This window comes from Burkholderia sp. LFS061 (assembly GCF_047978125.1).
In the GTDB taxonomy this organism is placed as follows: Bacteria; Pseudomonadota; Gammaproteobacteria; order Burkholderiales; family Burkholderiaceae; genus Burkholderia; species Burkholderia pyrrocinia_C.
Map to the genome: position 1 here is coordinate 1 of NZ_JBFPFS010000010.1, position 21,668 is coordinate 21,668.

Annotated in this window: 21 protein-coding genes; 11 read left to right on the top strand and 10 right to left on the bottom strand. The window is 66.2% G+C overall.

What is annotated here, in order from left to right; translation table 11 throughout:
• Window positions 1-73: 73 nt before the first annotated feature.
• A complete protein-coding gene (locus ACNQQL_RS11705) occupies window positions 74-385 on the bottom strand; it encodes an integrase arm-type DNA-binding domain-containing protein (RefSeq protein WP_416392605.1) in 312 nt (103 codons plus the stop codon).
• 161 nt (window positions 386-546) lie between these two features.
• Between ACNQQL_RS11705 and ychF the strand changes: the two genes are divergently transcribed.
• The gene (ychF, locus tag ACNQQL_RS11710) at window positions 547-1,641 is read left to right on the top strand and encodes a redox-regulated ATPase YchF (protein ID WP_347064223.1); all 1,095 of its coding nucleotides are present in this window, start codon (window positions 547-549) and stop codon (window positions 1,639-1,641) included.
• 127 nt (window positions 1,642-1,768) lie between these two features.
• Here ychF and ACNQQL_RS11715 read toward each other — a convergent pair whose 3' ends face one another.
• From ACNQQL_RS11715 to ACNQQL_RS11730, 4 genes are all read right to left on the bottom strand, one after another.
• Window positions 1,769-2,968 carry a M12 family metallopeptidase gene (locus tag ACNQQL_RS11715; protein WP_347064224.1) on the bottom strand — a complete coding sequence of 400 codons (1,200 nt, stop codon included), beginning with the start codon at window positions 2,966-2,968 and terminating at the stop codon, window positions 1,769-1,771.
• 302 nt (window positions 2,969-3,270) lie between these two features.
• Window positions 3,271-4,665 (bottom strand): GABA permease, encoded by a 1,395-nt coding sequence (gene gabP, locus ACNQQL_RS11720; RefSeq protein WP_347064225.1) that lies wholly within the window; start codon window positions 4,663-4,665, stop codon window positions 3,271-3,273.
• A gap of 417 nt (window positions 4,666-5,082) precedes the next feature.
• Window positions 5,083-5,427 carry an MmcQ/YjbR family DNA-binding protein gene (locus tag ACNQQL_RS11725; RefSeq protein ID WP_347064226.1) on the bottom strand — a complete coding sequence of 115 codons (345 nt, stop codon included), beginning with the start codon at window positions 5,425-5,427 and terminating at the stop codon, window positions 5,083-5,085.
• 80 nt (window positions 5,428-5,507) lie between these two features.
• The gene (locus tag ACNQQL_RS11730; RefSeq protein ID WP_347064227.1) at window positions 5,508-6,773 is read right to left on the bottom strand and encodes an MFS transporter; all 1,266 of its coding nucleotides are present in this window, start codon (window positions 6,771-6,773) and stop codon (window positions 5,508-5,510) included.
• A 193-nt stretch (window positions 6,774-6,966) separates the two neighbouring features.
• Between ACNQQL_RS11730 and gcvA the strand changes: the two genes are divergently transcribed.
• From gcvA to ettA, 3 genes are all read left to right on the top strand, one after another.
• Window positions 6,967-7,884 carry a transcriptional regulator GcvA gene (gcvA, locus tag ACNQQL_RS11735; protein ID WP_174417279.1) on the top strand — a complete coding sequence of 306 codons (918 nt, stop codon included), beginning with the start codon at window positions 6,967-6,969 and terminating at the stop codon, window positions 7,882-7,884.
• Between the two features lie 102 nt (window positions 7,885-7,986).
• Window positions 7,987-8,295 (top strand): DUF3761 domain-containing protein, encoded by a 309-nt coding sequence (locus ACNQQL_RS11740; RefSeq protein ID WP_347064228.1) that lies wholly within the window; start codon window positions 7,987-7,989, stop codon window positions 8,293-8,295.
• Between the two features lie 184 nt (window positions 8,296-8,479).
• A complete protein-coding gene (gene ettA, locus ACNQQL_RS11745) occupies window positions 8,480-10,147 on the top strand; it encodes an energy-dependent translational throttle protein EttA (protein WP_347064229.1) in 1,668 nt (555 codons plus the stop codon).
• A 131-nt stretch (window positions 10,148-10,278) separates the two neighbouring features.
• On the opposite strand, the gene ACNQQL_RS11750 is transcribed toward ettA, so the two are convergent.
• From ACNQQL_RS11750 to ACNQQL_RS11765, 4 genes are read right to left on the bottom strand one after another with little or no spacing between them, the layout of a single operon-like run.
• Complete coding sequence (locus tag ACNQQL_RS11750; protein ID WP_347064230.1) at window positions 10,279-10,902, bottom strand: HAD-IA family hydrolase; 624 nt, start codon at window positions 10,900-10,902, stop codon at window positions 10,279-10,281.
• A complete protein-coding gene (locus tag ACNQQL_RS11755) occupies window positions 10,899-11,450 on the bottom strand; it encodes a cysteine hydrolase family protein (RefSeq protein WP_072443018.1) in 552 nt (183 codons plus the stop codon). Before ACNQQL_RS11755 ends, ACNQQL_RS11750 begins: the two co-directional genes overlap by 4 nt.
• Before the next feature lie 55 nt (window positions 11,451-11,505).
• A complete protein-coding gene (locus ACNQQL_RS11760; RefSeq protein ID WP_347064231.1) occupies window positions 11,506-13,320 on the bottom strand; it encodes an aminopeptidase P family protein in 1,815 nt (604 codons plus the stop codon).
• Between the two features lie 18 nt (window positions 13,321-13,338).
• The gene (locus ACNQQL_RS11765; protein ID WP_347064232.1) at window positions 13,339-13,593 is read right to left on the bottom strand and encodes a hypothetical protein; all 255 of its coding nucleotides are present in this window, start codon (window positions 13,591-13,593) and stop codon (window positions 13,339-13,341) included.
• 171 nt (window positions 13,594-13,764) lie between these two features.
• On the opposite strand from ACNQQL_RS11765, the gene ACNQQL_RS11770 reads away from it, so the two are divergent.
• The 7 genes from ACNQQL_RS11770 to ACNQQL_RS11800 all read left to right on the top strand — a co-directional run bounded on the left by ACNQQL_RS11770 (window position 13,765) and on the right by ACNQQL_RS11800 (window position 19,867).
• On the top strand, window positions 13,765-14,526 hold the full coding sequence (locus ACNQQL_RS11770) for a response regulator transcription factor (protein WP_347064233.1): 762 nt from the start codon (window positions 13,765-13,767) through the stop codon (window positions 14,524-14,526).
• A gap of 26 nt (window positions 14,527-14,552) precedes the next feature.
• A complete protein-coding gene (hemA, locus tag ACNQQL_RS11775; protein WP_347064234.1) occupies window positions 14,553-15,851 on the top strand; it encodes a glutamyl-tRNA reductase in 1,299 nt (432 codons plus the stop codon).
• An 81-nt stretch (window positions 15,852-15,932) separates the two neighbouring features.
• Window positions 15,933-17,015, top strand: a complete 1,083-nt coding sequence (gene prfA / locus ACNQQL_RS11780) for a peptide chain release factor 1 (protein WP_072443009.1) — start codon at window positions 15,933-15,935, stop codon at window positions 17,013-17,015.
• 7 nt (window positions 17,016-17,022) lie between these two features.
• The gene (gene prmC / locus ACNQQL_RS11785; protein ID WP_347064235.1) at window positions 17,023-17,865 is read left to right on the top strand and encodes a peptide chain release factor N(5)-glutamine methyltransferase; all 843 of its coding nucleotides are present in this window, start codon (window positions 17,023-17,025) and stop codon (window positions 17,863-17,865) included.
• Window positions 17,866-17,932: 67 nt separating this feature from the next.
• Window positions 17,933-18,244, top strand: coding sequence for a Grx4 family monothiol glutaredoxin (gene grxD, locus ACNQQL_RS11790; RefSeq protein ID WP_011883132.1), 312 nt, complete (start codon window positions 17,933-17,935; stop codon window positions 18,242-18,244).
• A gap of 24 nt (window positions 18,245-18,268) precedes the next feature.
• Window positions 18,269-18,865 (top strand): UbiX family flavin prenyltransferase, encoded by a 597-nt coding sequence (locus tag ACNQQL_RS11795; RefSeq protein WP_347064236.1) that lies wholly within the window; start codon window positions 18,269-18,271, stop codon window positions 18,863-18,865.
• A 210-nt stretch (window positions 18,866-19,075) separates the two neighbouring features.
• The gene (locus ACNQQL_RS11800) at window positions 19,076-19,867 is read left to right on the top strand and encodes a DODA-type extradiol aromatic ring-opening family dioxygenase (protein WP_034183703.1); all 792 of its coding nucleotides are present in this window, start codon (window positions 19,076-19,078) and stop codon (window positions 19,865-19,867) included.
• 109 nt (window positions 19,868-19,976) lie between these two features.
• On the opposite strand, the gene ACNQQL_RS11805 is transcribed toward ACNQQL_RS11800, so the two are convergent.
• Window positions 19,977-21,575 carry an APC family permease gene (locus ACNQQL_RS11805; RefSeq protein WP_072443004.1) on the bottom strand — a complete coding sequence of 533 codons (1,599 nt, stop codon included), beginning with the start codon at window positions 21,573-21,575 and terminating at the stop codon, window positions 19,977-19,979.
• Between the last annotated feature and the right edge of the window lie 93 nt (window positions 21,576-21,668).

Sequence of the window (21,668 nt, forward strand, 5' to 3'; positions counted from 1 at the left end):
GTACCAGACGCACCGCGCGCTCCCGCACTTCCGGGGAAAATTTGCTTGCCTTCTTGTTCATGACTCGATTCTCTCAAGAATACGAGCCTCCACAAAATCCGGTGCGGTTCAATTGGACCCGTACCGCTGCTGCCGAGTATTCACCAGCACGGCACTTGCGAAGAATCGGAAGAGCCAACTCACGGGCCTCGGCGACAGTAATCAAAGGCCACCGCCCCAGCGTCACCCTGACCTGCTGCCCTCGAACACTGGTCGCCACGCAGAAGGTCTGCACCCGCCGCCCGACTCGGACGCACAGGCCGCACAAAACTTTGTCCCTCAAGATGGTCCCAGGCTTACCCGCCTGCCTCCCTAGAAGCACGTCCGAAAGCGTTACAATTGACATTTTCGTGGGCAAAACTCGTACAAAATCGTTGGCGTAACGCCCAGATTTCTGTCCTTTGTCCCGTCCCCGGATTCGTCCAGCGGTTGCTACGCATGCCCCTACAGGAGCGCTTGAGGCAACTCACGGGACAGCCGTAACCTACTGAATTTCCGAAGGATTCCATGAGCCTCAAATGCGGCATCGTCGGCTTGCCCAACGTCGGCAAGTCCACCCTGTTCAATGCGCTGACCAAGGCCGGCATCGCCGCCGAGAACTACCCGTTCTGCACGATCGAGCCGAACGTCGGCATCGTCGAAGTGCCCGATACGCGCCTGAAGGCACTCTCCGAGATCGTCAAGCCGGAGCGTGTCGTACCGGCCGTCGTCGAATTCGTCGACATCGCGGGCCTCGTCGCGGGTGCGAGCAAGGGTGAAGGCCTCGGCAACCAGTTCCTCGCTAACATCCGCGAAACCGATGCGATCACGCACGTCGTGCGCTGCTTCGAGGACGAGAACGTCATCCACGTCGCCGGCAAGGTCAGCCCGATCGACGACATCGAGGTGATCAACACCGAACTCGCGCTCGCCGACCTCGGCACCGTCGAGAAGGCGCTCACGCGCTATTCGAAGGCCGCGAAGTCGGGCAACGACAAAGAAGCGGCCAAGCTCGTCGCGGTGCTCGACAAGGTGCACGCGCAGCTCGACCAGGGCAAGGCCGTGCGCGGCCTCGCGCTGTCGGACGACGAAGAGGCACTGCTCAAGCCGTTCTGCCTGATCACCGCGAAGCCGGCGATGTACGTCGCCAACGTGAAGGACGACGGCTTCGAGAACAATCCGCACCTCGATGCGGTGCGCAAGTACGCGGAAAGCGAGAATGCGCCGGTGGTCGCCGTATGCGCGGCAATCGAGGCGGAAATCGCGGATCTCGACGACGCGGACAAGGAAGCGTTCCTCGCCGACATGGGCATGGAAGAGCCGGGCCTCGACCGCGTGATCCGCGCGGGCTTCAAGCTGCTCGGCCTGCAGACCTACTTCACCGCGGGCGTGAAGGAAGTGCGCGCGTGGACGATCCATACCGGCGACACGGCGCCGCAGGCGGCCGGCGTGATCCATACCGACTTCGAGCGCGGCTTCATCCGCGCGCAGACGATCGCGTTCGACGATTTCATCACGTACAAGGGCGAACAGGGCGCGAAGGAAGCCGGCAAGATGCGCGCGGAAGGGAAGGAATATGTCGTGCACGACGGGGATGTGATGAACTTCCTGTTCAACGTCTGACGCATTCCTGCTGCACCGCTTGCAACAAAAAAGCCCGCTAAACGCGGGCTTTTTTTAACCTGTTCGTTTGACCCAGGCGAGGCGGACACACAGCTCGAGACAGCCGGAGTCAGTGCATCCGCCCGCATCACCTGCCGTTCCGCCCTTCCGTGACGCCGTATTCGATCCAGTGATTGAAGCCGAGCGTGCCGTCGTTCGCATAGGTGTTGAACGAGTTTGTATACTTGAATGCGTCGCGCAGATCCGGATAACGGTTGAAGTAATTCACCAGCCCAAATTCGAGCGACGCCTGACGTTGCTCGTAGAACCCGTTCCGGATCCAGTGTCCCAGCGCGGCACGATAGTCGCTCCCGTACACCTTGCGCAGATCCTCGTACTTCGCAAGGTAATACTGGACATCGACTTCCCTCGAGCCCTGACGCCCCTCCTTGATGCCAAATGTGATCCAGTGATTCAGCGCGGATGCATAGTCGTTGCGGAACACTTGGTACAGATCGGGATACCGGTTCAGATAGTAAGTCACGTCGAACTCGCGGGAAGCCCGCCGTCCTTCCTTGATACCGTCGGTCTTCCAGTGATTCAGCGCAGCCTGATGATCCGCACCGAAAGCGTTCCGCAGGTCGGGATAATGGGACAAGTAAAAATCGGCGTCGAACGCAAAATTGTCGTCCCGCAACGGCGCCTTGTAGAACGTCTGCACGGTCTGGATATCCGTGCTGCTCAGTGCGCCTGCGCCGTTATAGGTCGGATTGCAGTAATTCATCACTGAGTTCAGATCCCATGCACCGATTATGATGTCGCCATTGGAGCCTTGCGGGCTGTCCTTGCAGGTGGCCGTCGGCGTATCCGGGCGATTCTGTTCGTGCGCGAACCCCAGTGCATGACCGAATTCATGGACCGCGATGGATTCGATGCACTGTCTGCGCGACGCATCGGAGGCCCGGCAGGCCGGACTCCAGTTCTGGAACGTGAAGTTCAGCGCCATCCCCGTTTCGGAGTTGACGATGAACTTGCCCAGCGCGCTTGCGTACGGCCCGACATCGGCAATCCGAATGCGGATCGCATCCCCTGCGTTGCCCGAAGGACATTGGCCCCAGCCTGTGAAATACGCCTGCGAGCTGCGTGCCCACGTCCGTTCCACTGCCCGCTGAACCCATGCCCGCTCGCTGGCGTCCGACGCAGTCGGATTGATCCAGCAAACCGGTATGCGTGGCTGCTTCCAGACAGCTCCGCCAAGCACATAGCCTTGCTCGTCCGCATGGGTGAACCCGGATGCCAGCAGCGATGCCAGCCCCGCCCCGATACCCAGCATTTTCAGTATTTTCATGATGCCCTTCGTCCTGTTGGTATGAATCGTTATGTCAGGCCACGCCCCATCCGGGAATCGCGGAGGTCGTGTCAGGAATCAAATCGCCGGCGCGTCCAATACACCGGCGTGCCTGCCCCGCACCTCAGCCCGAGGCCCGGATGCGGAAAACGTATGTTAGGTAAATGATACAAATATTACAAATTTAGAACAAATCATTCGATAACCTAACATCCGCAGCTGACGACCGACGGCTGCGTGTGGCGGCACCAATGAAAAAGCCCGCATCACGCGGGCTTTTTCATCATCGATCAGGCTGTGAATCAGCGCGGCTGTGGAACACCTTTCGCCTTTTCCGCCCCCGTCGTCGGACCGCGCTTGTTCAGCCACGACGCAAACAGCACGATCAACGCCAGCACGGCCGTCGCACCGACTTCCATCCGGTGCTCCTCGCTCACGAACATCACGGTCAGCGTGCCGCAGATGAACAGGATCACGGCCCACGTGAGCCACGGGAACATCCACATCCGCAGCGTCAGGTCGGCGCCGCCCGATTCGAGCGTCTTGCGCATCCGCAGCTGCGAGATCGCGATCACGAGATACACGAGCAGCGCGATCGCGCCCGACGTCGCGAGCAGGAAGCCGAACACCTGCTCCGGCATCAGGTAGTTCGCGATCACGGTCACGAAGCCGAATGCCGTCGACGCGAGCACGGCCGCACGCGGCGTGCCGGTCGAATCGGTGCGATGCAGGAACGCAGGCGCGTCCTTGCGCTTCGACAGCGAGAACAGCATCCGCGACGCCGTGTACAGCGCCGAATTCAGGCAGCTCGCGACCGATACGAGCACGATCACGTCGATGATCGCCTTCGCATTCGGGATGCCGATCAGCTCCATCGCGCGCTGATACGAGCCGTGCTTCGGCAGCAGCGGGTCGTTCCACGGCACGATGGCCGCGACGACGAGAATCGAGCCGAGATAGAACAGCGTGATGCGCCAGATCACCGAGTTGGTCGCACGCACGATCTGGCGCTGCGGGTTGTCCGATTCGGCGGCCGCGATCGTCACGATCTCGGTGCCGAGGAACGAGAACATCGTCGTCAGCATCGCCGCCAGCACCGCACCGGCACCGTTCGGCATGAAGCCCTGATGCGCAAACAGGTTCGACACGCCCGATACGGCCGGCGCCGGAATGATCCCGACGATCGCCGCGCCGCCGATGCACAGGAACACGACGATCGCGACGACCTTGATCAGCGCGAACCAGAACTCGAATTCACCGTAGTTCTTGACGGAAAAGAGGTTGGTGACGGTGAGCAGCAGCGTGATGCCGAGCGCGAAGATCCAGGTCGCGATGCCCGGGAACCATGCATTGAGGATGGTTGCCGCAGCCGTCGCCTCGATCGGGATCACGAGCACCCAGAACCACCAGTACAGCCAGCCGATCGTGAAGCCGGCCCAGTGGCCGATCGCGCGATCGGCATAGGTCGAGAACGACCCGCTGTCCGGATGCGCGACGGCCATCTCGCCGAGCATGCGCATCACAAGGACGACCAGCACGCCCGCGATCGCATACGCGAGTATCGACGCCGGACCGGCTTCCGCGATCGCGTGGCCGGAGCCGACGAACAAACCGGCGCCGATGACGCCGGCAATCGACATCATCGTCACGTGACGCTGCTTCAGGCCCGTGCCGAGGCCTGTGTTGCTTCCACTCATCTGTCTCTCTCCAAAAAACGGTTCCGGTACGACCGGGTGTCGCGTAAAGGCGGCGCGGGGAGTTGTCGTTCTTGAGCCGGGCCGGGCACGGCGCCTGCATCGCATGCAGGCCCGAGGCCGGATCGGGGCCGTTCCGGCGGGACGCGCCGCGCAGTCTGCGAAGCTGCGTGGGCGATGCGGCGCACGAGGCGCCGGCGCATCGCGTGCGCCCGTTCCGTCGGCTTTCGTCAGCCGCCTTCGAAGCGAAGGAGTGTAAGCATCAAACGGTTCTTCACTAAGAACCAATTGAAGAATTTCGATGGGACCACTTGTTGCATCGATGCGAACCGATGCAACAAGTGGTCCGATCGGCGCCAGCTCGCGCGCCGTCAGGGCGCTTCCGTCAAAGGCAATCCGGCAGTGTGGCGCGCCGGACGCTCAGTTCCCGCCGTGCGCGGCTTCGTCCCGCCATTTGGCAGGCACGATGGCGTGCCATTCTCGCAGAAGCAGGTTTTTCACGGCGTCGGGATGCGCGGCCGACAGGCGCACCAGCACGATCGGCCAGCCCGCGTAGTGATCGGTCACGTAATACACGTCGGGTTCCGATTCGATCAGCCACGCGCGCTCGTCGGAGCCGACGCCCTTGACGACGAGCGTGTCGCCGTCCTCGCGCAGCCGCGCGAGCAGCTTGCCCTTCACCTTGAGCGCGGGCGTGCCGTACGACGTGCCTTCCTCGACGCCGCGCCACGCCAGCGCGATCTGCCGGACTTCGTCGAATGTCACGATGCCTCCCCGACCGTTGGTCGACGGTTGACGGTCCGGCCACCCTATCGGAAATCGCGCGGCACGCCCAGCGGCGTGCGCTATCCGCCGGCCGCGCGCGCGGACACCGGCGCACGTCCGGTGGTCGCGACGATGGCGAACGCGATCGCATTGGCGACGGCGCTCGCGAGGATCGGCACGAGATAGCCGCCCCCCGCGTCGTAGATGAAGCCGGCGGCGGCCGGCCCGATCAGCGTGCCGAACGCGACGCTCGTGTACAGGATGCCGATGATCGCGCTCACGTTGCGGCCGCCGAAATAGTCCATCACGACCGCCGGCAACACGGCGACCCAACCGCCGTAGAACACGCCGAACACGAGTGCGAACGCGGCAAGCGTCGCAACGGTGCCGGTGCCCGCCCACGCAACGAGTGCGACGGCCATGCCCGCGAACATCGCGAGCAGCGATGCGCGGCGGCCGAAGCGGTCGGCAAGGCCGCCGAGGAAAAAGCGGCCGGCCGTGCTGCCGACGCCGATCGCACCGAGCAGCAGCACGGCCGTCGACGGCGCGATGCCATGATCGAGCGCGTACGGCACGAGGTGGACGAACGGGACGAATACGCCGAACGAGCATACGAGACAGGCGGCGTAGAGGCTCGCGAACGGCCGCGACGTGACGGCCTCGCGCACCGTCGCGCCAGCGTGCACGGTCGTGGCGGCTACGGAAGCACTGGTATTCCGGCCGCCGTCGCCGGCCGCATCGCCATCCGGCAACAACCCGTGCCCGCGCGGATCGTTCTCGATCAGCAGCGACATGCCTGCCCCCAGGATCACCGCGAGCGCTGCCAGCGTGAAATAAGCCCCGCGCCAGCCGACATGCGCGATCAGCGCGGACGCGAGCGGCGGCATCACGAGCGTGCCGACGCCGATCCCCGCGACCGCGAGCCCCGACGCGAAGCCGCGCCGGCGGACGAACCAGCGCTGCACCGCGCCGACGGCTGGCACATAGGCGCAGCCGACGCCGAGACCGACACCGAGCCCGTACGCGACATAGACCTGCAGCAGCGTGTGCGCGGCGCCGGCGGCGGCGAGCCCGGCCCCCGTCAGCAGCATGCCGGCGACGGCGAGCCGCCGCGAGCCGAAGCGATCCGCCAGCGGCCCGCTGACGATACCGAAGCCGAAATACAGGAAGCCGGCGAGCGAGAACACGAGCGAGATCTGCCCGCGCGATGCGGCGAAATCGCGCTGCAGCGACTCGACAAACGCGCTGAACGTATACGCGCTGCCGAACCCGACGAACGTGACGGCGAACGCGGCCGCGACCACGTACCAGCCGTAGAAGTGGCGCGATGCGCCCGGGCGGTTCATGACGATGCTCCTCTCAGGTCCCTTCGGACGCCGCGCGGCATCCGGATTGCCTCATGGATATAGTTGATCTATGTTGATCGCATCGGCCGCCGCAAGGCAGCCCTGAAGAATGCGACCCGATGCGACAACGGTACTCGCGCGTACGCATCGCCTCAAACGATATTTCGTCGGCCTTTCGCTTTAGAAAATCTGAATGAATCGTTCCCGCCTGCCGCCGCTCAACGCGCTGCGTGCATTCGAAGCGGCCGCCCGCCACCTGTCGGTGAAGTCGGCGGCCGAGGAGTTGTCGGTCACGCCCGGCGCGGTGAGCCAGATGATCCGCACGCTCGAGACGCATCTCGGCGTGCAGCTGTTCGAGCGCGTCAACCGCGGCATCCTGCTGACGGCCGCCGGCCGCGACTACCTGCCGCCGGTGCGCAATGCGTTCCGGCAGATCGCCGATGCGTCGCAGCGCGTGTCGGGCGCCGCCGACAGCGGCGTGCTGACGGTAAGCGTCACGCCGTTCTTCGCGTCCGCGTGGCTCGTGCCGCGCCTCGCGCAGTTCCGGCACGCGTGCCCGGACGTCGACCTGCAGATCGTCACGAGCCATGCACTCGCCGATTTCGCGCGCGACGGCGTCGACGTCGCGATCCGTCACGGCCTCGGGCGCTACATCGGGCTGTGCAGCGAGCGCCTGCTGACGGTGGAAATCGTCGCGCTCGCGTCGCCCGAACTCGTCGCGCGGCTCGGCATGCCGGCGACACCGGCCGATCTCGTCGGCTGGCCGCACCTGCACGATGCCGAGCGCAAGGGCTGGCACATCTGGTTCGGCGCGCAGCGTATCGACGATTTCGGCCCGCCCCGCGGCCCCGCGTTCGACGACTCCGGCCTGTTGCTGCAGGCGATCGTCGCCGGCCAGGGCGCCGGGCTGCTGCCGGCCGCGATGGTGCGCGGCGAGCTCGAAAGCGGCCGGCTTGTGCAGCTCGCCGACGTCGCGTGGCTCGACGATTTCGCGTACTACCTCGTCTATCCGCCGCATCACGCGGAACGGCCGAAGGTCGCCGCGTTCCGCCGGTGGATTCTCGACGCCGCGCAGGCCGACGGCGCGGCGTCGATGTCCGGCGCGGCTTGACGTCGCTCCACCGCGAGGCGCCGGCGCCCTCCCCTGGCCGATCGGCTAACATGCGGCGCGGGCCATCGGCCCGACATCGATAACAACAGACCGAGAGAGACCATGCCTGCCGTGCTCCGCCGCGCGACGCACGTTGCGACGCTGTCGATCGCGCTCTTCGTCGCGTGCGCCGCCCAGCCTCCTTCCGCATATGCGTACCGCGCACCGCCCGGCTACGGCAACGAAGCCGATCTCGACCGTCACGACACGTATCGCAACCGCGACGGCGAAACCGTGCATGCGCCCGCACATTCGAAATCGGGCCGCGTGCCCGACGGCGCGAGCGCGCGCTGCCGCGACGGCACGTACAGCTTCAGCCGCCACCGGCGCGGCACGTGCTCGGGGCACGGCGGCGGCGCCGCGTGGCTATGAACGCCGCGCGCCAGAATGCCTGCGTCGTGCCAGCGACACCCGGCGGCGAAGTACAATAGCCGCTCGCGCCGCCGCCACACGGCGACGCCGCCGCGCCTTGCGCGGCACGCTCCGTACCGAATCACCCGACGCCGCCATGCCAGCGCGCTGCGCGGCCGTCTCAACTTCTGACTTTCACACCCAAATGGCCCAATACGTTTTCACGATGAACCGGGTCGGCAAGATCGTGCCGCCCAAGCGCCAGATCCTGAAGGACATCTCGCTGTCGTTCTTTCCCGGCGCGAAGATCGGCGTGCTCGGCCTGAACGGCTCGGGCAAGTCGACGCTGATCCGCATCATGGCGGGCGTCGACAAGGACATCGAAGGCGAAGCGACGCCGATGCCGAACCTGAACATCGGCTACCTGCCGCAGGAACCGCAGCTCGATCCGACGAAGACGGTGCGCGAAGCCGTCGAGGAAGGCCTCGGCGACCTGTTCCAGGCCAACAAGAAGCTCGAAGATATCTACGCGGCGTATGCCGAGCCGGACGCCGACTTCGACGCGCTCGCGGCCGAACAGGCGAAGTACGAGGCGATCCTCGCGTCGAGCGACGGCGGCAGCCCCGAGCAGCAGCTCGAAGTGGCCGCCGACGCGCTGCGCCTGCCGGCGTGGGACGCGAAGATCGAGCACCTGTCGGGCGGCGAAAAGCGCCGCGTCGCGCTGTGCAAGCTGCTGCTCGAAAAGCCCGACATGCTGCTGCTCGACGAACCGACCAACCACCTCGACGCCGAATCGGTCGACTGGCTCGAACAGTTCCTGGTGCGTTTCCCGGGCACCGTCGTCGCCGTCACGCACGATCGCTACTTCCTCGACAACGCGGCCGAGTGGATTCTCGAACTCGACCGCGGCCACGGCATTCCGTGGAAGGGCAACTACAGCAGCTGGCTCGACCAGAAGGAAGAGCGCCTGAAGCAGGAAGAAGCGTCGGAATCGGCTCGCCAGAAGGCGATCAAGAAGGAACTGGAGTGGGTGCGCCAGAACCCGAAGGGCCGTCAGGCGAAGTCGAAGGCACGTATCGCTCGCTTCGAGGAACTGAACAGCCAGGAATACCAGAAGCGCAACGAAACGCAGGAAATCTTCATTCCGGTCGGCGACCGCCTCGGCAATGAAGTGATCGAGTTCAAGAACGTCAGCAAGGCGTTCGGCGACCGCCTGCTGATCGACAACCTGAACCTGAAGATCCCGGCCGGTGCGATCGTCGGCATCATCGGCCCGAACGGCGCCGGCAAGTCGACACTGTTCCGGATGCTGACGGGCAAGGAGCAGCCGGATTCGGGCGAGGTCGTGATGGGCCCGACGGTGAAGCTCGCATATGTCGACCAGAGCCGCGATGCGCTCGACGGCTCGAAGACGGTGTTCGAGGAAATCTCGGGCGGCGCCGACGTGCTGACGGTCGGCAAGTACGAGACGCCGTCGCGCGCGTACATCGGCCGCTTCAACTTCAAGGGCGGCGACCAGCAGAAGATCGTCGGCAACCTGTCCGGCGGCGAACGCGGTCGCCTGCACCTCGCGAAGACGCTGATCTCGGGCGGCAACGTGCTGCTGCTCGACGAACCGTCGAACGACCTCGACGTCGAAACGCTGCGCGCGCTGGAAGACGCGCTGCTCGAATTCGCGGGCTCGGTGATGGTGATCTCGCACGATCGCTGGTTCCTCGACCGGATCGCGACGCACATCCTCGCGTTCGAAGGCGATTCGCAGGTGACGTTCTTCGACGGCAACTACCAGGAGTACGAAGCCGACAAGCGCGCGCGCCTCGGCGAGGAAGCCGCGAAGCCGCACCGGCTGCGCTACAAGCCGATCAGCCGCTGACCGGCGCGGCCCCGGGGGCCCGGCACTGCGGCAACGCGGGGCCGGATGCCGTAGGTGGCCGCTCCAGGAGGCAAAACGACAAAGCGGGCCCGTGGCCCGCTTTTTTTATCTGCCAGGCGCTCGCCCGCCGCCTACGCGAGCGCGCCCAGCTCGCGCAACCGCGCCTCGGTCTGCGCCGCACTCGTGTGATGAATGCCGTGCCAGCCGAGCGCCGTCGCGGCCGCGGCATTCTTCGCGTTGTCGTCGATGAACACGAGCTCGTGCGGCGCGATGCCCGGCAGGTGCGGATCGATCCGCGCGTGCATCTCGCGGTAGATCGCCGGATCGGGTTTCACGAGCTTCACGCGGCCCGACACGACGATGTCCTTGAAGCGCCGCAGGACCGGGAAGTTGTCCCACGCATACGGAAACGTCTGCGCGGACCAGTTCGTCAGCCCGAACAGCGGCATCCCCTGCGCGTCGAGCCGGTCGACGAGCGCGGCGCCTTCGTCGAGCACGCCGCCGATCATCTCGTGCCAGCGTGCGTAGAACGCGCGGATCAGCGCGTCGTGCTCCGGAAACTTCGCGACGAGCTCGGCCGTACCTTCCTCGATCGTCTGCCCGCCGTCCTGGCGAATCACCCAGTCCATCGCGCAGACATGCGTGAGGAACCAGCGTCGCTCGTCCTCGTCGGGAATCAGTTGCCGGTAAAGGTAGTCGGGGCTCCAGTCGATCAGCACGCCGCCGAAATCGAACACCACGGCCTTGATCGTCATGCGAACTCCGCGGCGAGCACGTCGGCGAGAGGACGCGGCGTGACCGCGTTGCCCGACAGCGAATTGTTTGCCCAGACGAAGTGATGATGCGCGACGATCTGCGCGGCCGACAGGTGCGCACGCTCGTTCGTCGTATGCAGGTCGGACACGACGGTCGTCCGGTAGCCGAGCAGTGCCGCACGGCGCGCGGCCGAATCGACGCAGAACTCGGTCGCATAGCCGCAGATCAGCACCGAACGGATGCCGTGGCGGTCGAGCTGCGCCGCGAGCGGCGTGTCGTGGAACGAGTCGCTCACCTGCTTGCGCACGCGCCAGTCGTCGCTCCCGACGACCAGCCCCGCATGCAGCTCCCAGCCCGGCGTGCCGGGCACGATGTCGTCGTCCGCGTCGCCGTCGTGCTGCACGAAGCACACGGGCGCATTCGCCGCGCGTGCCGCCGCCGTCAACCGGTTGATGCCCGACACCACGTCGTCGAGCCGGTACGCGGGCTGTGCCCGCTCCACCAGCCCGCGCTGCATGTCGACCACGATCACTGCGGTGTCCGCCATGTTTTACCCTCGCTGTTGTGGTTCGGCCGTCGTCCGGCCGTTATCGCACGCCGCGTCAGATCGGCTGCGTGCGCGCGTCGAGCCATGCCTTCGCGTCGCCGCTCAGGTGCCGGCCGACGCGCTCGCGCACCGTCGCGTGATACGTGTTCAGCCACGCGCGCTCTTCGTCGTGCAGCATCTCGATCAGCACGCAGCGCGTGTCGATCGGGCACAGCGTCAGCGTCTCGAACGCGAGGAAATCGCCGAACTCGGTCTTCCCGGCCGCGCGGTTCACGACCAGGTTCTCGATCCGGATGCCCCACTGGCCGGGGCGGTACACGCCCGGCTCGATCGACGTGATCATCCCCTCTTCCATCGCCGTGTACGGCTCGGCCGGCGCGTAGTGCGAGATGACCTGCGGGCCCTCGTGCACGTTCAGGAAATAGCCGACGCCATGCCCCGTGCCGTGGCCGTAGTCGAGCCCGGCCGCCCACATCGGCGCGCGCGCGATCGCGTCGAGCATCGGCGAGCGGATGCCGCGCGGGAAGCGTGCGCGCGACAGCGCCATCATCGATTTCAGCACGATCGTGAAATCGCGCCGCTGCAGGTCGCCGACGGTGCCGACCGGCACGACGCGCGTGATGTCGGTCGTGCCCGTCACGTACTGGCCGCCCGAATCGATCAGCAGCAGGCCGTCGCCGGCGATCGTCGCGTGCGACTCGGGCGTGGCGTGATAGTGCGGCATCGCGCCGTTCGCGTTGAAGCCGGCGATCGTCGCGAAGCTCGGCGACACATAGCCGGGGCGCCGTGCGCGCGCGGCCGTGAGTTTCTCCTCGATCGTCAGCTCGGTGATCGTCTCGCGATTCACTGCCTGCTCGAACCAGGCGAAGAATTCCGCGAGCGCGGCGCCGTCGTGCTCCATCGTCACGCGCACGTGCTCGATCTCGGCGGACGTCTTGCGCGACTTCGCGAACGTCGACGGATTCACGGCCTCGACGAGCTTCACGCCGGCCGGCACGGCCTCGAGCGTGCCGAACGTCACGCGGCGCGGGTCGACCAGCAGCGTCGCACCGTCGGGCAATGCCGCGAGCGATGCGCGCGCGGCATCGTATGCACGGACGTCGACGCCGTCCTGCGCGAGCGACGCGGCCAGCGCCGGCGACACCTTGCCGTCGGCGACGAACAGTGTCGCGCGATCGGCGCCGATCATTGCGTGCGCAACGAACACGGGATTGAAGTTGACGTCGGCGCCGCGCAGGTTGAACAGCCAGGCCAGATCGTCGAGCGTCGACACGAAATGCCACTGCGCGCCCTGCGCGTGCATCGCGCGGCGCACTTCCGCCAGCTTGCTCGCGCGCGTCGTGTCCGCCTGCGGCACCGCGTGCTCGAACACCGCGTCGCCGGGCAGCCCCGGCCGCTCGGGCCAGATCGCGTCGAGCAGGTCGAGATCGGTGCGCAGCGCAATGCCGCGCGCGCTCAGCGCGGCCGTCAGCCCGCGCGCGGCCGCGACGCCGAGCACGGCGCCGTCGACGCCGACCGTCGCGCCCGCCGCCACGTTCTGCGCGAGCCAGTCGACGTGCGGCGCGCTCTGCTGCCCGCCCGTCATCTTCATCAACTGCACGCCCGTGCCGGCCAGTTCGGCATCGGCCTGCACCCAGTAGCGGCTGTCGACCCACAGCCCCGCGAAATCGGCGGTCACGACCAGCGTGCCGACCGAGCCCGTGAAGCCGGACAGCCAGCGGCGGGCCTGCCAGCGCTCGGGCAGGTATTCGGACAGATGGGGATCGGCGGACGGCACGAGATAGGCGGCCAGGTCCTCGCGGGCCATGGCGCCGCGCAGCAGCGCGAGGCGGGCCGGCACCGACGAGACTTCGGGAAGACGGGCATTCATGATTTCACCTGAGAGCATTCAGCGACGGGCCGACAGCGCGACCGTCACGGCTACGGCAAGGAACGCGACGCCGGTGCAGACCGGCCATTCGAGCGTCTCGCCATCGTAAAACAGTCCCGAGAGATTGCCGGCCATGCGGGCGGCAACCGCACCCACGATGCCGACGAGTACCGCGACCCACCACGCCGGCCGGCCCGTGCGCCGCATCGGGTGCAGCCATCGGCCGAACAGCCCGACGGCCGCTCCCAGGACAAGGATTCCAAACCAGTTCATTCGACGCCTTCTATAAATTCGGATTCGTCCCATAGGCGTGAACGTTGCCAGCGGCTAGCATCGATTCATCCATCGAACCCGAGACCAGCCGGGCGCCGCGAACGTTCGAGTGTAGGGGCCGACTCGACGTTATGGCAAGCGCGCACCGGCTGCCGTATTGAAGAAACTCTCATGCGAATCGCTCTGATCGATCCGGAGGCGCGTCATGCCGCGCTCCTGAACCGCCTGCTCTTTGCAGGCGGTCATGTGTGCCACGCGTTTTCGTCCAGCACGGCGTTCTTCGAATGGCTCGCCACCGACACCTGCGACATGCTGATCACCGGCAACTGGGCCGGCGACCAGCCTGCCGAGGAAGTCATACCGCGCGCGCAGACGATCCTGCCCGGGCTGCCGGCCATCGCCGTGATGCAGTTGCCGCGCGAAAGCGAAATCGTATCGTGCCTGCACGCGGGCGCCGACGATTGCCTCGTGCGCCCCGTGAGCGGGCCCGAACTGCTCGCGCGCGTCAACGCGCTGAGCCGGCGCGCCGGCGTGCGCCGGCCGCCGACCCGCTCGCGCGAAATGTATGGCGAATACGCATTCGACGCCACGCATTGCCTTGTGCGCTTCGGCAACGCAATCGTTTCCCTCACGCCCAAGGAGTTCCGCTTCGCGCAGTTGCTGTTCGCGAACCTGTCGCGGCCCGTGTCGCGCGCCCATATCCTCGAAACGGTGTGGTCCCGCCGCCGCGACATGAAGTCGCGCACGCTCGATACGCATGCGTCCCGACTGCGCAGCAAGTTGCAGCTGCTTCCGGAGCATGGCTACCGCCTGTTGCCGCTCTACGGCTATGGCTACCAGCTCGACCGCGTGCCGATCGAGCCCCCCAATTCCCGGCCGCGCCACGCCGATGCCCGGTATGCGGCGAGTGAGGAAATCGCTGAAACGCTATAATATGGGGCTAAACGATAGCCCTCGATATGCAACTCCTCACGATCGGAATCAATCACCACACTGCGCCTGTCGCCCTGCGCGAACGCGTGGCGTTTCCGCTCGAGCAGATCAAGCCGGCTCTCGTCACGTTCAAGAACGTGTTTCTCGGGCCCCAGGCGCCCAATACGCCCGAAGCGGCGATTCTCTCCACCTGCAACCGCACCGAACTGTATTGCGCGACCGACGATCGCGCGGCACGCGAAGGCGCGGTCCGCTGGCTGTCGGAGTATCACCGGGTTCCGGTCGACGAGCTCGCACCGCACGTATATGCGCTGCCGCAGTCGGAAGCGGTCCGCCATGCATTCCGCGTCGCGTCCGGCCTCGATTCGATGGTGCTTGGCGAAACGCAGATTCTGGGCCAGATGAAGGACGCCGTGCGCACCGCGACGGAAGCCGGCGCGCTCGGCACCTATCTGAACCAGTTGTTCCAGCGCACGTTCGCGGTGGCGAAGGAAGTACGCGGCACGACCGAGATCGGCACGCAATCGGTGTCGATGGCCGCCGCCGCGGTCCGCCTCGCACAGCGGATCTTCGAAAAGGTGTCGGATCAGCGCGTGCTGTTCATCGGCGCCGGCGAGATGATCGAGCTGTGCGCGACGCACTTCGCCGCGCAAGGCCCGCGCGAACTCGTCGTCGCGAACCGCACGGCCGAACGCGGCCAACGGCTCGCCGAACGCTTCAACGGCCGCGCGATGCCGCTCGCTGATCTGCCGGCCCGCATGCAGGAATTCGACATCATCGTGTCGTGCACGGCGTCGACGCTGCCGATCATCGGCCTCGGCGCGGTCGAGCGTGCGGTGAAGGCACGCCGCCACCGGCCGATCTTCATGGTCGACCTCGCGGTGCCCCGCGACATCGAGCCCGAAGTCGGCAAGCTGAAGGACGTGTTCCTCTACACCGTCGACGATCTCGGCGCGATCGTGCGCGAAGGCAACGCATCGCGCCAGGCGGCGGTCGCGCAGGCTGAAGCGATCATCGAGACGCGCGTGCAGAATTTCATGCAATGGCTCGACACGCGCAGCGTCGTGCCCGTGATTCGTCACATGCATACGCAGGCCGACGCGCTGCGCCGTGCCGAAGTCGACAAGGCGCAGAAGCTGCTCGCGCGCGGCGACGATCCGGCCGCCGTGCTCGAAGCGCTGTCGCAGGCGCTGACCAACAAGCTGATCCACGGCCCGACGAGCGCGCTCAACCGCGTGAACGGCGCCGATCGCGATTCGCTGATCGACCTGATGCGCGGCTTCTACCAGCACGCGCCGCGGTCGAACGACCAGTCCGGCCACTAGCGCCGGCCGGTCGCCCTGCCGCCGGCCGCGAGCCGGCCTATCCTTTCCGAATACCCTTGCCCGGGAGCGCCGCTCCACACCATGAAGACGAGCATGCAACGCAAGCTCGACCAGCTGTCCACACGGCTGGCCGAACTGAACGACCTGCTGAGCCGCGAAAACGTCACGGCCGATCTCGACCAGTACCGCAAGCTGACGCGCGAACATGCGGAACTCGGCCCGGTCGTCGAGCAGTACGCGCTGTGGCGCCAGTCGCGCAGCGACGAAACGGCCGCGCAGGAGCTGCTCGCCGATCCGTCGATGCGCGATTTCGCCGAGGACGAGATCCGCGGCGCGCGAGAAAGCATGGCCCGCCTCGAGGTCGAGTTGCAGAAAATGCTGCTGCCGAAGGATCCGAACGACGATCGCAACATCTTCCTCGAAATCCGCGCGGGCACGGGCGGCGACGAATCGGCGCTGTTCGCGGGCGACCTGCTGCGCATGTACCTGCGCTTCGCGGAACGCCATCGCTGGCAGGTCGAGATGATGTCGGAGAGCGCGTCGGATCTCGGCGGCTACAAGGAAGTGATCGTGCGGATCGCGGGCCAGGGCGCGTATTCGCGCCTGAAGTTCGAATCGGGCGGCCATCGCGTGCAGCGCGTGCCGGCGACCGAGACGCAGGGGCGCATCCATACGTCCGCGTGCACGGTCGCGGTGATGCCGGAAGCCGACGAGATCGGCGAGGTCGAGATCAATCCGGCCGACCTGCGGATCGATACGTTCCGCGCGTCCGGTGCGGGCGGCCAGCACATCAACAAGACCGATTCGGCGGTGCGCGTCACGCACATCCCGACCGGCATCGTCGTCGAGTGCCAGGACGACCGTTCGCAGCACAAGAACAAGGATCGCGCGCTGAAGGTGCTCGCCGCGCGCATCAAGGACAAGCAGTATCACGAGCAGCACGCGAAGGAAGCGGCGACGCGCAAGAGCCTGATCGGCTCCGGCGACCGCTCGGAGCGGATCCGCACGTACAACTTCCCGCAAGGCCGGATGACCGATCACCGGATCAACCTGACGCTGTACCGGCTCGAGGCGATCATGGACGGCGATCTCGACGAACTGATCGGCGTGCTCGTCAGCGAGCACCAGGCCGAGCTGCTCGCGTCGCTCGGCGACGCCGACTGAGGCCGCGATGCCCGACACCACCACCGACGAACTGCTGCGCGCGTCGCCGCTCGACGCGGTCGATGCGCGCGTGCTGCTCGCGCACGCGCTCGGCTGGACCCGCACGCAACTGATCACGCGTGGCGACGCACCGCTCGACGCTGCCGCGGTCGAACGCTATCGCGCGCTCGAAACGCGCCGCGTGGCCGGCGAACCGGTCGCGCAGCTCGTCGGGATGCGCGAATTCTTCGGCCGGCCGTTCGACGTGACGCCCGACGTGCTGATCCCGCGCCCCGAAACCGAACTGCTCGTCGAAGCCGCGCTCGACGCGATCGACGGGCTGCCGCATCCGGCCGTGCTCGATCTCGGCACCGGCAGCGGCGCGATCGCCGTATCGATCGCGGCCGAGCGTCCCGATGCACGCGTGTGGGCGCTCGACCGTTCGCCGGCCGCGCTAGCAGTCGCGCAACGCAACGCCGGCAAGCTGCTCGACGCGCACCGCCCCGGCGGCCCGCTGCACTGGCTGCAGAGCGACTGGTACACGGCGCTCGATCCGGCGCTCGCATTCGACACGATCGTCAGCAACCCGCCGTACATCGCGCAGCACGATCCGCACCTCGCGCAGGGCGATCTGCGTTTCGAGCCGCGCGGCGCGCTTACCGACGACGCCGACGGCCTCAGTGCGATCCGCACGATCGTCGCGGGCGCCGGCGCCTACCTGAAACCGGGCGGCACGCTGTGGATCGAGCACGGCTACGACCAGGCCGAAGCAGTCCGCGCGGTGCTGTCGTCGCACGGCTTCGTCGCGGTCGATTCGCTCGCCGATCTGGCTGCGATCGAACGCACGACCGGTGGCCGCCTGCCGGGCTGATGCCCGGCCCGCCCGGTTGAAATCCGCTATCATTTCGATCTAACGCCCCGCAAACGCAAGGTCAGTCATGGACACCCAACAACGTATCAAGCAAATCGTCGACGAAAACCAGGTCGTGCTCTTCATGAAGGGCAACGCGCAATTCCCGATGTGCGGCTTCTCGGGCCGCGCGGTGCAGGTGCTGAAGGCCTGCGGCGTCGACCAGTTCAAGACGGTCAACGTGCTCGAGGACGACGAGATCCGCCAGGGCATCAAGGAATTCTCGAACTGGCCGACCATCCCGCAGCTCTACGTGAAGGGCGAATTCATCGGCGGCTCGGACATCATGATGGAGATGTACCAGTCGGGCGAGCTGCAGCAACTGTTCGCCGCCGCGTAACACGCCCCACCCGCGCCCCTTTCGATGGCATCTCCCAGCGCGCCGCCACGCCGGCTGATCGTCGCGATCACCGGCGCCACCGGCGCGATCTACGGCGTGCGGCTGCTCGAGCTGTTGCGCGCCGCCGGCGGCGTCGAAACGCATCTGCTGATTACGAACGCCGGCTGGCTCAACATCCAGCATGAACTGAAGCTGCCGAAGGCCGATGTCGAAAGTCGTGCGGACGTCGTGCATTCGGTGCGCGACGTCGGCGCGACGATCGCGTCTGGCTCGTTCGCAACCGACGGGATGGTGATCGCGCCATGCTCGATGAAGACGCTCGCGAGCGTCGCGCACGGGCTGTCCGACAACCTGATCACGCGCGCGGCCGACGTCACGCTGAAGGAACGCCGCCGTCTCGTGCTGATGGTGCGCGAAACGCCGTTCAACCTCGCGCATCTGCGCAACATGACCGCCGTCACCGAAATGGGGGGCATCGTCTTTCCGCCGTTGCCCGCGTTCTACGCGATGCCGAAGACGATCGAGGAGCTCGTCGATCAGACCGTCACCCGCGTGCTCGACCTGTTCGCGCTCAGCGCACCGCTGACGACGCCGTGGGCCGGCATCCGGCACGCGCAGTAAGCCGATCGCCGCCCCCGCTTCTTCGTTCATCTTCGCCGATTCAATCGTCAACTCATTAGAATTCACGCGTACTGACGTCCATCCGCACCAGAGCGCGTTGCATCGCGACGATTATCAACAAACAAGCATCAATCAAATTCCGCGGCGCAGATTTATCAATGCACGGTGCACGCCTATAGTCACAGGCAAACCCTTTTGCAGGCCACCGCCATGAACCGCTTGCCTTCGCTGTACCTGTCCCACGGCGCGCCGACGCTGCCGATCGACCCGACGCTGCCGTCCGGCGCGTTCACGCACCTCGGCGCCGAATTGCCGCGTCCGCGCGCGGTGCTGATGCTGTCCGCGCACTGGGGCACGCAACAGCCGGTCGCGAGCGTCGCCGCGCACCCGGAAACGATCCACGACTTCTACGGCTTTCCGCGTGCGCTGTACGAGATCCGCTATCCGGCGCCGGGCGCCCCCGACGTCGCCGAGCGCGCGGCCGCGCTGCTGAACGCGGCGGGCATCGCGACCGCGACGACCGAGCACGGGCTCGACCACGGCGCGTGGGTGCCGATGCTGCTGATGTTCCCGGAGGCCGACGTGCCGGTCGCGCAGCTGTCGATCCAGCCGCGCGCGGACGCGGCCCATCACTTCGCGCTCGGCCGCGCGCTGCGGCCGCTGCGCGACGAAGGCGTGATGGTGATCGGTTCGGGCCAGATCACGCACAACCTGCGTGCCGCCGATTTCGGCGCGGCGCCCGAGGATGCGGACCCGCGCGTGGCGGAATTCACCGACTGGTTCGAGGCGAAGCTCGCCGCACGCGACGTCGATGCGCTGCTCGACTACCGCCGGCAGGCACCGCATGCGGCGCTGATGCATCCGACCGACGAACATCTGCTGCCGGTGTTCACGGCGCTCGGCGCGGCGGACGACGACTACCAGCTCGGCATCCAGTCGCTCGGCACCTACCAGCGCGTGCTCGCGATGACGAACTACGTGTTCGCGAGCGCGGCCGCCTGAATTCCGCGAGACAACCGGCGACAACAAACAAAAAACCCGCCCGGGCATTGCCCGGGCGGGTTTTTTTCGCTGCTTCCTGCCGCCGCCGGATCCGGCGGCAGGTCACGCGTCAGACACCGACCCCTTCGAGGATCTCGTCGTGCGACTCGCGCTCGTCGAGATACTGGGTCCGGTAGCCGGTACTCACGCCCCAGAAGTAGAACACGAGCGAAATCGCGGCAACGATCAGCATGTCCCAGCCGTACGGCAGATAGCCGTGACCGCCGAATTCCTTGCTGCCCGTCAGCGACAGCACGGCCATCGTCGGCAGGTACGCGACCAGCCACCATGCGGCCTTCAGGTCGGCGCCCCAGCCGGTCCAGCCCGACTTCGCCTGGAAGTAGAAATACACCGGCAGTGCGACGATCATCAGCAGGATGATTTCGCCCGTCAGCGGCCACTTCGCCCAGTACAGGATCAGCGACGCGCAGACGAACGCGAACGGTGCGATCAGCTTCATCAGCGGAATCGACAGCGGGCGCTCGATGTCGGTCGCCGCGCGGCGCAGCGCCATCAGGCTGATCGGGCCGGTCAGGTACGAGATCACCGTCGCGACCGAGATCACCGCCGCGAGCGAGCTCCAGCCCCGGAAGAAGAACAGGAAGATGAACGAGACCAGCAGGTTGAACCACATCGCCTGGCGCGGCACGCCGTAGAGCGGGTGCACGTTGCCGAACATCTTCGGCATCGTGTTGTTGCGCTCCATCGCGTAGATCATCCGGGTGGTCGTCGCCATGTAGGTCGTGCCGGTGCCGCTCGGGCTGATGAACGCGTCGACGTACAGCAGGATCGCAAGCCAGTTCAGGTTCAGCGCGATCGCGAGTTCCGCGAACGGCGACGAGAAATTGAAGTGCGACCAGCCCTGCGCGACGTCGGCCGGATTCACCGAGCCGATGTAGGCCACCTGCAGCAGCACGTAGATCACGAGCGCGATGAGGATCGACGAGATCACCGCGAACGGCACGCTGCGCGACGGATTGCGCGCTTCGCCCGCGAGGTTCACGGGGCTCTGGAAGCCGTTGAACGCGAACACGATGCCGCTCGTCGCGACCGCGGTCAGCACCGCCGACCAGCCGTACGGCGCGAAGCTTGCATTGGATGCAGTGCCGAGGTTCTCCGAATGGAAGCTCGTCAGCATCAGGCCGAGGATCGTGAGGCCGGGGATCAGGAACTTGAAGATCGTGATTGCGGTGTTCGCACGCGCGAAGGCCTTCACCCCCCAGTAGTTCAGCATGAAGTAGATGACGACCAGCACGGCCGACAGCAGCAGCCCTGGTGTCGTCAACTCGCCGTTCACGAACAGGCTGTGCGCCCACGGATACGGCCACGTGCTCATGTATTGGATCGACGCTTCGGCCTCGATCGGGATCACGGAGACGATCGCGATCCAGTTGGCCCATGCGCTGATGAAGCCCACCAGCGAACCGTGCGAATAGCGCGCGTAGCGCACCATGCCGCCCGACTCGGGGAACATAGCGCCCAGTTCGGCGTAAGTCAGTGCAATCGCGAGAATCACGACCGCGCCGATGATCCATGCGCAGATCGCCGCCGGACCGGCAATCTTCGCGGCCTTCCAGGCGCCGAACAGCCAGCCCGAGCCGATAATCGAACCCAGCCCCGTCAGCATCAATGCAAACGGGCCGATGTTCCGTTGAATAGAACTCTTCACATCCTCTCCTGTGTCTCAAAAAGCATGGTCGGCCCGCAGTCCGGGATCGGCTCGGACAGCACCGCGCACGCATTCTTGGGGGGACGAGTTATC

Excerpts from the sequence above, each read along its gene's own strand:
- prmC (WP_347064235.1), top strand. The coding sequence starts at position 17,023 with ATGCCCGACACCACCACCGACGAACTGCTGCGCGCGTCGCCGCTCGAC.
- ACNQQL_RS11795 (WP_347064236.1), top strand. The coding sequence starts at position 18,269 with ATGGCATCTCCCAGCGCGCCGCCACGCCGGCTGATCGTCGCGATCACC.
- ACNQQL_RS11770 (WP_347064233.1), top strand. The coding sequence starts at position 13,765 with ATGCGAATCGCTCTGATCGATCCGGAGGCGCGTCATGCCGCGCTCCTG.
- gcvA (WP_174417279.1), top strand. The coding sequence starts at position 6,967 with ATGAATCGTTCCCGCCTGCCGCCGCTCAACGCGCTGCGTGCATTCGAA.
- ACNQQL_RS11765 (WP_347064232.1), bottom strand. The coding sequence starts at position 13,593 with ATGAACTGGTTTGGAATCCTTGTCCTGGGAGCGGCCGTCGGGCTGTTC.
- ACNQQL_RS11730 (WP_347064227.1), bottom strand. The coding sequence starts at position 6,773 with ATGAACCGCCCGGGCGCATCGCGCCACTTCTACGGCTGGTACGTGGTC.
- ettA (WP_347064229.1), top strand. The coding sequence starts at position 8,480 with ATGGCCCAATACGTTTTCACGATGAACCGGGTCGGCAAGATCGTGCCG.
- ychF (WP_347064223.1), top strand. The coding sequence starts at position 547 with ATGAGCCTCAAATGCGGCATCGTCGGCTTGCCCAACGTCGGCAAGTCC.
- grxD (WP_011883132.1), top strand. The coding sequence starts at position 17,933 with ATGGACACCCAACAACGTATCAAGCAAATCGTCGACGAAAACCAGGTC.
- prfA (WP_072443009.1), top strand. The coding sequence starts at position 15,933 with ATGAAGACGAGCATGCAACGCAAGCTCGACCAGCTGTCCACACGGCTG.
- ACNQQL_RS11800 (WP_034183703.1), top strand. The coding sequence starts at position 19,076 with ATGAACCGCTTGCCTTCGCTGTACCTGTCCCACGGCGCGCCGACGCTG.
- hemA (WP_347064234.1), top strand. The coding sequence starts at position 14,553 with ATGCAACTCCTCACGATCGGAATCAATCACCACACTGCGCCTGTCGCC.
- ACNQQL_RS11740 (WP_347064228.1), top strand. The coding sequence starts at position 7,987 with ATGCCTGCCGTGCTCCGCCGCGCGACGCACGTTGCGACGCTGTCGATC.
- ACNQQL_RS11715 (WP_347064224.1), bottom strand. The coding sequence starts at position 2,968 with ATGAAAATACTGAAAATGCTGGGTATCGGGGCGGGGCTGGCATCGCTG.
- ACNQQL_RS11755 (WP_072443018.1), bottom strand. The coding sequence starts at position 11,450 with ATGGCGGACACCGCAGTGATCGTGGTCGACATGCAGCGCGGGCTGGTG.
- ACNQQL_RS11750 (WP_347064230.1), bottom strand. The coding sequence starts at position 10,902 with ATGACGATCAAGGCCGTGGTGTTCGATTTCGGCGGCGTGCTGATCGAC.
- ACNQQL_RS11705 (WP_416392605.1), bottom strand. The coding sequence starts at position 385 with ATGTCAATTGTAACGCTTTCGGACGTGCTTCTAGGGAGGCAGGCGGGT.
- gabP (WP_347064225.1), bottom strand. The coding sequence starts at position 4,665 with ATGAGTGGAAGCAACACAGGCCTCGGCACGGGCCTGAAGCAGCGTCAC.
- ACNQQL_RS11760 (WP_347064231.1), bottom strand. The coding sequence starts at position 13,320 with ATGAATGCCCGTCTTCCCGAAGTCTCGTCGGTGCCGGCCCGCCTCGCG.